The organism is Flavobacterium sp., assembly GCF_020217025.1.
Classification (GTDB): Bacteria; Bacteroidota; Bacteroidia; order Flavobacteriales; family Flavobacteriaceae; genus Flavobacterium.
The window spans coordinates 1-10,000 of the sequence record NZ_JAIWOF010000069.1; the positions used below are offsets into that span (position 1 = coordinate 1).

General features: G+C 31.9%; 7 protein-coding genes. 6 read left to right on the top strand and 1 reads right to left on the bottom strand.

Going from position 1 to position 10,000, the window contains the following annotated elements; translation table 11 throughout:
• The 6 genes from LDL23_RS03245 to LDL23_RS03270 form a co-directional block, all read left to right on the top strand.
• On the top strand, window positions 1–2,193 hold a 2,193-nt coding region (locus LDL23_RS03245; RefSeq protein ID WP_291264433.1), incomplete at its 5' end, for a TonB-dependent receptor.
• Between the two features lie 12 nt (window positions 2,194–2,205).
• Window positions 2,206–3,672 (top strand): SusD/RagB family nutrient-binding outer membrane lipoprotein, encoded by a 1,467-nt coding sequence (locus LDL23_RS03250; RefSeq protein WP_291264434.1) that lies wholly within the window; start codon window positions 2,206–2,208, stop codon window positions 3,670–3,672.
• Window positions 3,673–3,689: 17 nt separating this feature from the next.
• Window positions 3,690–4,595: a hypothetical protein gene (locus LDL23_RS03255; protein ID WP_291264435.1), complete on the top strand. Its 906-nt coding sequence runs from the start codon at window positions 3,690–3,692 to the stop codon at window positions 4,593–4,595.
• A gap of 130 nt (window positions 4,596–4,725) precedes the next feature.
• Window positions 4,726–5,637: a hypothetical protein gene (locus LDL23_RS03260; RefSeq protein WP_291264436.1), complete on the top strand. Its 912-nt coding sequence runs from the start codon at window positions 4,726–4,728 to the stop codon at window positions 5,635–5,637.
• Between the two features lie 89 nt (window positions 5,638–5,726).
• Window positions 5,727–7,622, top strand: a complete 1,896-nt coding sequence (locus LDL23_RS03265; RefSeq protein ID WP_291264437.1) for a putative porin — start codon at window positions 5,727–5,729, stop codon at window positions 7,620–7,622.
• An 87-nt stretch (window positions 7,623–7,709) separates the two neighbouring features.
• Complete coding sequence (locus tag LDL23_RS03270) at window positions 7,710–9,071, top strand: pyridoxal-phosphate dependent enzyme (protein ID WP_291264438.1); 1,362 nt, start codon at window positions 7,710–7,712, stop codon at window positions 9,069–9,071.
• Between the two features lie 64 nt (window positions 9,072–9,135).
• Here the strand turns inward: LDL23_RS03270 and LDL23_RS03275 are convergent.
• Window positions 9,136–10,000 (bottom strand): peptide-N-glycosidase F-related protein (locus LDL23_RS03275; RefSeq protein WP_291264439.1); only part of this gene is annotated, 865 nt, incomplete at its 5' end.

The window sequence follows — 10,000 nt, forward strand, 5'->3', positions numbered from 1 at the left end:
TTACTTCCTTACAAAGCTATTCCAGACAACAGAAAAAATTTCTTTGTTGATGGTGTAACTAAAATCAATACAATTTCATTAACAGGTGGTGATGAGAAATCAACTTATTTCTTCTCTGCTCAAAAATCTGATATTACAGGTATTACTCCTAAAGATGAATATGGTAAAAATAACTTTAGATTGAATGTGTCTAGACAAATGTCAAATAAATTTAAAGTTTCTACTGGTGTTTCATTCTTTACTGATAATTCAAATGTAGTAGGTGATGGTGGTTACCAAAGCAGACCAATTTTTTGGAATGTAATTAATACGCCAGCTAACGTGCCTTTAACATCTTACAAAGATTGGAGAAATAATAAATTTGCTACTCCAGAAGGATACTACAATCAATATTATCAAAATCCTTACATGATTATTGATATTGCTAGAGATAAAGTTACTTCTAACAGATTGTTAGGTAATGTTAAATTTACTTATGATTTCAATAAATGGTTTTCTGCTTCTTACAGCTTAGCTGGAACTTATTTCAATTCTTATGCTAAAAACACAAGAGATGCAATTACTTATAATCCTGATTTAGCTCCAGGTAGAGTTGGTAGTAATACTACAGCTTCTGTTGCTGAGGCTACAACTAGTAATAGAAGAATTAATTCGGATTTATTATTGACTTTCAAAAAAGAAATTACTAAAGACTTAAAAGGAACTTTAATTTTAGGTAATGCACTTTTTGATTATAAAGAGAATAATTTAAATGTTGCGGGTTCAAACCTGTTCTTACCTGAATTATACAATCCTTCAGTTAGAACTGGAGAATTAACAGGTGGTTCTAGCGAATTTAGAGAAAGAAGAATTGGTTGGTTTGCTGACTTAACACTTGATATTTCTAACTACTTATCATTAAATGGTGCTTACAGAATCGATCAAGCTTCTACATTGCCAATTAATAATAACAAATTTGATTTTTACACTTTTGGTGCTTCATTATCAATGTTAGATGCAATTCCTTCATTAAAAAGCGATACATTTAACTTTTGGAAACTTAGTGCGAGTTATTCTAAAACTGGATACCAACCATCTATTGGTTTTATTAATGAATTATATTCAGTTCCGACAGGGTTTCCTTTTGGTTCAACAGTTGGTTTAGCAACTCCTACAACAGGTGCTTCTACAAACTTTACTCCTTCATTTACTAAATCATATGAGTTTGGTACTGAATTAGAGTTTTTCAGCAAAAGATTAAGTGTTAAAGCTAATTACTTTAATACTACAACTGATAATGAGTTCTTAAATGCTTCTACATCTTCAGCTTCTGGTATTAATGCTTTAAGATTAAATGCTGGTTCTATGGAAAGTAAAGGTTTTGAACTTGATTTAAATGCATCAATTATCAGAAAAGAAAACTTTGAATGGAAAGTTGGTGTTAACGCTTCTAAAATTAAATCTGAGGTTTTATCATTGTCTGATGGTGCTACAAGATTACAAACAGGTTTAGCTGCAGCTGATGTTGGGGTTTATGCTCAAGTTGGTGAATCTTTCCCATCTTTATATGGAACTGCTTACACAAGAGATGATGAAGGTCATATCATGTTGAATGCTAATGGTGATCCAATCGTAAGTTCAGAATTAAAATACTTAGGAACTACAACTCCTACTTTAATTATGGGCTTCAATACATCTGTTAGATACAAACAATTTACATTATCTGCAGTTGCTGATTACAAAACAGGTCATAAATATTACAACAACTTAGTTGATGCATTAGAATTTACAGGTTCTACTCTTCATAGTGCTTCTGCTGGTAGAGAGCCTTTTGTATTCCCTAATTCAGTTTATGAATATACTCCTGGAGTATGGTCTGAAAATACTAATATTACTACATCTGATGGTGGTTATAATTTCTGGACAAACACATATAATGCTATTAAAGAAAACTATGTGGTTGATGCTACTACTTTAAAATTAAGAGAGGTTGCTTTAAACTATGATTTACCTTCTAAATATTTAGATAAAACGTTTATTAAAGGTATTTCTTTTGGTCTTGTTGCTAGAAACATTATTATGTTAAGATCTGCTCAAAACAAATATACAGATCCAGAATTTACTACAGATTCTCAACAAGTAACAGGTTTTGGTACACAAAATCAGTTGCCTCCAACAGCATCTTATGGTTTCAAAATGGATGTTAAATTTTAATAAAAAAGAGATATGAAAAGACTAAATAAATTTTTAATTGCACTTTTTGTTGTGGGTTTTGCCACTTCATGTAGTGATGATTATTTTGACGTAAATGACAGTGTGAATAATCCTGTTTCATCTACGCCTGCTCTATCATTACCTGTAGCTCAAAAGTTTACTGTTGATGTTTTACAAGGTGATTATAATTCAATGAATACTTTAGGTAATTTATGGGCATATTCATGGGCTGCTGGTTCTAACTATGCTTATTTTACTGACGAAACAAATTATGTTGTAACAAGTAGTTTCAGAACTGGAACTTTTACAACTGTTTACACTCGTCCTTTAAGTAATTATGAAATTATTATTAAAAATACGGATGTAAAAAATTCTAATTATGTAGCTATTGCTAAAATTATGAAAGCATTCCATTTTCAATATTTAGTTGATGCTTATGGTGATGTTCCATATTCAGAAGCTTTACAAGGATCTGCGAATACTACTCCTGCTTATGATAATGCTAATGATATTTATGATAATTTGATCGTTTTGTTAACTGAAGCACAAGATTTAATTGCTAATCCTGATGCTACTGCAATTACTCCTTCAGCTAATCAAGATATTATGTTGCATGGTGATATGGCTATGTGGGCTAAATTTGCTAACACTATCAAATTAAGAATCTTATTAAGACAAAGTGAAAAAGCTGGCTTGGTTTCTCAAGCTGATTTTGATGCTGCAGTAAATAATGGTATTGGTTTCTTAAATGCTGGTGAAGATGTTTTATGTAATCCAGGTTATGTTAATGAAACTAACAAACAAAATCCTTACTGGGGTGCTTTTGGTAAAACTGTAGCAGGTGACCCTGCTGCTAATGCTGAGGCAACTAGAGCAACAAATTACGCAATTTCTAAATTGTCTGTTGACCCAAGAAAAGCTAGAATTTTCAAACCAGTTGGGACTACTACTAACTTCGCTGGTATCGCTCAAAATGATACTTTTGGTCCTGCTTCTGCAAGTTTATCTGGTATTGGTCCTGGTATCTTATCTGGTGCTAACCAATCTGGTGTTATTATGTTATCTGCTGAAAGTTTGTTATTACAAGCGGAAGCTGCTTCTAAAGGATATATTTCTGGTGACGCTGAAGCATTATACAATGCTGGAGTTCAAGCTTCATTTACTTATTTAGGTGCTGGTGACGCAACTGATTATTTAGCAAGTTATGCATTTCCAAATGACCCAGCTGTTAATTTAGAAGCTATTATTTACCAAAAATGGGTTGCCTTAATGGGAATCAATGGTTTTGAAAACTGGATTGAATATAGAAGAACTGGTTTCCCAGCGGATTTACCATATGCTCCTAATAACCTTTCTGGTGCTACAAGTATTCCTGTTAGATTGTTATATCCTTCTTCTGAATATGCTGCTAACCCAGATAATGTTCCTGCGCAAACTTCAGGAGATGCATTTACATCTAAGGTTTTTTGGCAGAATTAACTTAAAAAAAATAGATTATGAAAAAAACATTTAAAAATTTGGCTTGTTTGTTTATCGCAACTTTAGCTATCGTATCTTGTGATAGTGTTGGTGATGACAATGAATTAAATTATGGATCTGGTCCTTATGTGGCTCAGTTTTCTACAGCTGCAAAAACAGGTTTCTTTTTAAAGGATGACAATGAAGTTTTTAACTTTGATATTCCTTTAGAACTAGTAGGAGGTAATGGTTTAGCAGTTGATTCAGATTTGAATTTAACTTTTGAAGTTAACACTGACTTGTCAACAGCAATTGAAGGTACTCATTTTACTTTTGCTACTTCAGCTACTAATGCTGTTATTCCTGCAGGTAATAAATTTGCATCATTAAAAATTAATGTTGATTCTGCAACATTAGATGATCAAAATCCACCAGTTTTAGTATTAGATTTATTATCTGCTACTGCTGATGGTGCAAATGTTGTTGTTTCTGGAAATAAAAACAGAATTACAATCACTTTACAAGGAACTTGTACTTCTGATTTAGCTGGTAATTATTCTGTTAGTACTACAAGATTAAGTCCTGCTGGTGGTCCTTATACTCGTACAGACGAGTTTATTGACGAGATTGGTGTAGGAACTTATAATACTACTACTGTAGGTAATTATAAAGCAGTTGCTGATGCAACACTTACTGGTGTTTGGAATAACCTTGATGCATCTTTACCAGATGTTGGTTATGACTTCAAGGAAGTTTGTGGAAGAATTAGAGTGGAAGAGCAAAATTTAGCTCATGCTTATTCTAATATAATTCAACAAACAGATGCTCAGTATGCTTTAAGTACAGTAAATGAAGCTACAGGAGTTCTTACAATTGAATATTCTATATTCTTTACTAATAATACAGTAGAAAGACCTTTTAGAAGTGTTTATACACCACTTTAATATTTAAAAAATATATATGATGAATAATAAATTTTTAAGATTTTTAGGGGTTGCAGCCATTCTTTCTTTATCTGTATCTTGTGATAAAGAAGAAGATGTAGACTCAATTGTGCAAGTTCACAAGCCTAACATGACAATCTCAGTAGCATCTGTTACTGATGCTGTTGAGGGAGATATAGTTCCTTTTACATTAACTTTTGATGAACCAGTTGGTAAAGATTTTAATCTTTATATTTTAAGATTAAATGGAAGTACTGCATCTGATTTAGATTCAAGTGTTAGTGAATTATATCCTAATACAGCTTATCAACAAGTTGTTGCTATTCCTGCTGGTACAACTACTTTTATTGGTGGTATCGAAATTGAATTAGACGACTTAAAAGAAGATACAGAGCAATTATTGTTAACTATTGGTGATACAAGAACTTATGATGTTAACTTTACTCCAGTAGACATTACGATTAATATTGATAATGTTGTATCTGAAGAGTTGAAATTAGATTTCCACTTTAACAAAACTTTCTATGGAAGTAATGGTTATTCAAATTCTTTATGTGAAATTGAAAGTGCTTTATCAGCTACAACTTATGATGTTGACTTTATAGTTTATGATGCTGCTACTGGTATTGATTTACCAATTTTTGATGCACAAACAGCAAATTGTGAGGAGTCTTTAACTATGAATATTAATGATTATGCTGACGGTATTTATGATATCACTGCATATTTATACACTAATGCTGATTTAGATTTAGCTGAGATTGCATTCCCACTTGTTGATGTTCCTGAATTTATGATTCCTATCACTGTAGATTACATGAGATCTGGAGCTTTCAAAGGTTTATATACTCAAGAAGTTGCAAATCAATTTACATCTAACTCTCCAGTTGATTCTGAGAACTATGTTATGTCTGTTGAGGTTTACACTGATGCAGCTGATGGTGTTCGTAAATTTAGAATTTTAAATTCTGCTGGAAGTGTTTCTGCTGAAGGTAAAGCTAAAGCTAAGAAAACATACAAACATGTTAGAAGAAATAAATAATTCTTATTTTTCTTAAAAAAGGGACTACAGAAATGTAGTCCTTTTTTTATTCCCTATTTTCTCATTACATTTGCTGATATTTTTATATAATGAAGAATTATCTATCAATTTTCTTATTTTTTGTTTCTTGCTTTATTTTCTCTCAAGTTCAAGATGACACTAATTTATCTAATGATCTAGTTAAGGGGAAAGAAGTAAAACCATCCATAAATCTCTATAAAATTTATACTTTAGAGAAAGATACTACTTTTGCTGACACTTCAATGTCACTAAAGAATGAGTATAAATACAATTACTTAAGAAAAGATATTTTTGGGTTATTGCCTTTTGCCAATGAAGGACATACTTATAATACTCTAAATTTCAGTTTAGTGCATAAAAGTATTTCACCATCTTTTGGTTTTACTGCCAAACATTTTAATTTTTTAGAAGCACGTGATATTAAATATTATTCTGTTCCAACGCCTTTTACAGAATTATACTATAAAACTGTTATGGAGCAGGGACAGTCTTTAGATGCTTTTTTGACTATTAATACTAAACCTAATCTCAATTTTTCAATTGCTTACAAAGGATTGCGTTCTAATGGTAAATACATAAACAATATCTCGAGTACAGGAAATTTTAGATTTACGACTAGTTATTTTACAAAAGATAAGCGGTATTTTTTAAATGCTCATTTCACAGCTCAAGATATTTCGAATCAAGAAAATGGAGGAATTGTTAATACTGGTTTATTTGAATCTAGTGCAGATCCCTATAATGAGCGTGATCGTTTAGATGTTTATTTTCGAGATGCTACTTCTCTTTTAAAAGGGAATCGTATTTTTATTGATCATACTTTTAAATTGAATAAAAACAATCCCAATAGTTTAATTTTCACCCATCAATTTAATTATCAATACAAGTTTTTCGAGTTTACTCAGCCCACAATTAGCAATCGTTTTGGAGCGTCTTTTTCAAATAATATAAACAACAAGACGCGTTATAACAATATGTATAATAAAGTAGGTGTTGGTTATAAAACTAAAAATTTTGGTGATTTAGAATTTTTTATTGATGACACTAATTATAACTATTATTACAATAGTGTTGTGTATGATAATTCGGGAAATATTCTTGTGCCAAATTCCATTTCGGATCGAATTAATATGGTTGGAGGAAACTACACGTATTTTGCAAAGAAATTGATTGCCAAATTAGAAATATCCCAAGCAATTACAAATCAATCCATTTCCAATATTGAAGCTACAGCAAAATACACAGTCAATTCTGATTATAAATTTGAATTTCAGTACCAAAAACTAAACAGTTTACCAAATTTGAATTTCTCTTTGTATCAAAGTCGTTATATAGATTACAATTGGGCTAACAATTTCAAGAATGAAAAACTAAATCAGTTTTCTTTTTCTGCTTTGACAAAATGGTTAAATGCTGGTATACAATATAAAGTCTTAAATGATCATTTGTATTTTGATAATAATACAAATGATATAACAAAACTTACTGTTAAACCTGTTCAATACGATAAAACAATTAATTATTTATCAATAAACGCAAACAAAGAGATTAAGTTTTGGAAGTTTGGTTTAGATGTGACCCTTTTATATCAAAAAGTTGATCAATCTTCAGAAATTGTAAATGTTCCCGAATTAACTACAAGAAGTACATTGTACTTCTCTGATCATGTTTTCAAAAAGGCGATGCTTTTGCAAACTGGAGTTACTTTTCAATATTTTTCTGAATATTTTGCAAACGATTATAATCCTTTAATTGGTGAGTTTTACGTTCAAAACGAGAAGAAAATAGGAAACTTTCCAATGTTTGATTTCTTTGTGAATGCAAGAATTAAACAAACACGTATTTACTTAAAAGCGGAACATTTCAACTCTGCAATGACAGGTTACAACTTCTATTCGGCGCCAAATTATCCGTATCGCGACTTCATGGTTCGTTTTGGTTTAGAATGGAATTTCTTTAAATAGAGTTTTGTACTCAATTCCTAATTTTTAGTGGGTTTGCTTTTTTTGCAAAATTCACACTATCTTTGCAAAATATTACAAATATCACAAATGAAATACGCAAAAAATATATTAGAAACCATCGGGAATACACCTTTGGTTAAATTAAATAAGGTTACTGCTGAAGTTGATGCATTAGTATTAGCCAAAGTTGAAACTTTCAATCCTGGAAATTCTGTTAAAGATAGAATGGCAGTAAAAATGATTGAAGATGCAGAAGCAGACGGACGTTTAAAACCAGGAGGAACCATCATCGAAGGAACTTCAGGAAACACCGGAATGGGATTAGCTTTAGCAGCAATTGTAAAAGGTTACAAATGTATTTTTGTAATTTCAGATAAACAATCAAAAGAAAAATCAGATATTCTTCGTGCAGTTGGAGCAAAAGTAATCGTTTGTCCAACAGATGTTGAACCAACCGATCCTCGTTCATATTATTCAGTATCTAAAAAATTAGGTGAAGAAATTCCGAATTCTTGGTACGTAAATCAATACGATAATCCAAGTAACGCAATAGCACATTACGAACAAACAGGACCTGAAATTTGGGAACAAACCGAAGGAAAAATTACGCATTTCGTAGTAGGTGTTGGAACGGGAGGAACGATTTCTGGTGTGGCTAAATATTTGAAAGAAAAAAATCCAAACATCAAAATTTGGGGAATTGATACGTATGGTTCAGTTTTCAAAAAATACCACGAAACTGGAATTTTTGATGAGAATGAAATCTATTCTTACATTACTGAAGGAATTGGAGAAGACATTCTACCAAAAAACGTTGACTTTTCATTAATCGATGGTTTTACAAAAGTTACCGATAAAGATGCAGCTGTTTATACAAGAAAAATCGCTTTAGAAGAAGGGATTTTTGTTGGAAACTCCGCTGGAGCCGCTGTAAAGGGCTTATTGCAGTTAAAAGAACACTTTAGTCCAGAAGATGTAGTTGTGGTCTTATTTCACGATTCTGGAAGCCGTTATGTTGGAAAGATGTTTAACGATGATTGGATGCGCGAAAGAGGTTTCTTAGAAGAAGAAATTACAAAAGCAGAAGATTTAATCAAAGAACATATCGACAAACCATTAGTAATTGTTCGTACTGAAGAATTAGTTTCGCACGCTATTGAGCGTTTGAGAAAATATAAAATTTCACAAATTCCTGTTATTGATGCAACTGGCTTTGTAGGTAGTGTAGATGAAACAGACTTGTTTGATGCTTATCTTAAAATCTGTAATATTTCAGAAATGCCAATCAAAGATGTGATGAGAAAACCTTATCCAATAGTTTCAAAAGATACACCAATAGAAGAAGTTGCTAGACTTATTACCAAAGAAAATCAAGCAGTTTTAGTAGATTTAGGTAATGGAAAACACCATATCATCACGAAACACGATATTATTAATTCGATAAAATAATATTTTTGTAAAACTGAACTTGTTTCAGTTTCCAAAAAAGGACGTTCAACTGAACGTCCTTTTTTTAATCTCCTAGTAAAACTCCTGAAATATTCCAAGCACTAAAACTTCCGCCTTCTTTTGGCCCTTGAGGAATTTTAACTTGTATCGTATGTGTTCCTGCTTTCAAATCTCCTAATTCAATATGAATCGGATTCGTGGCAGTTCCTGGACACCAATTCGAGCGACTCAAATCAGATGAAGACAATCCATCATTAAAATTTCCTGATGCTGGATTAAATAATCGGTAGCCACCGCAATCTTGTCGCCATGGAATAAATGAAAACACTTCTTTTCCGTTTAAAATGATAGTGTTTCTCTTTGGAACAAATTCGTCACCGTTTTCCCAACCTCCATGACCGGTGGTGATGTAGCGCAGTTTCGCATTTTTGATTTCTTTATCTAATGTGAAAGTAACTTCTAATCCTTTTTCATGGTTAAACATTGTTGCATATTCTTGTCCCGCCATTTCCATTACGTTTGTCGTATTAAATAACGGAATAGAAACATTGGTTTTATCCAATGAACTTTCGCTCGGATTAATCGTAATATTCATCGAAATTTTATGTCCGCCTTTATCGTAATTACCAATGAAAGTTCCCACGTAAACGGTTTTTCCTGATAAATTCGGTTTTAAATCGGTAATATCCATTCGGTACGGAACAATTTCGTGCCACGTTTTGTCTTTCAATTGAATGTGGTTATATTGTTTAATTCCGAAAGGCGTAAAAAAGCGCATCAATTCAATAATTGGAGAAAATTCTGGTGTAGCCACAACGCCTTGATATTGCTTTCCATTTCCGTTTTCATAAATGGGTAATGTTTTAGCGCCATTTTGCAAACCATCTAAAAACGATTGCTTCTTATCTTGTGGAATCATAAAAACCGAA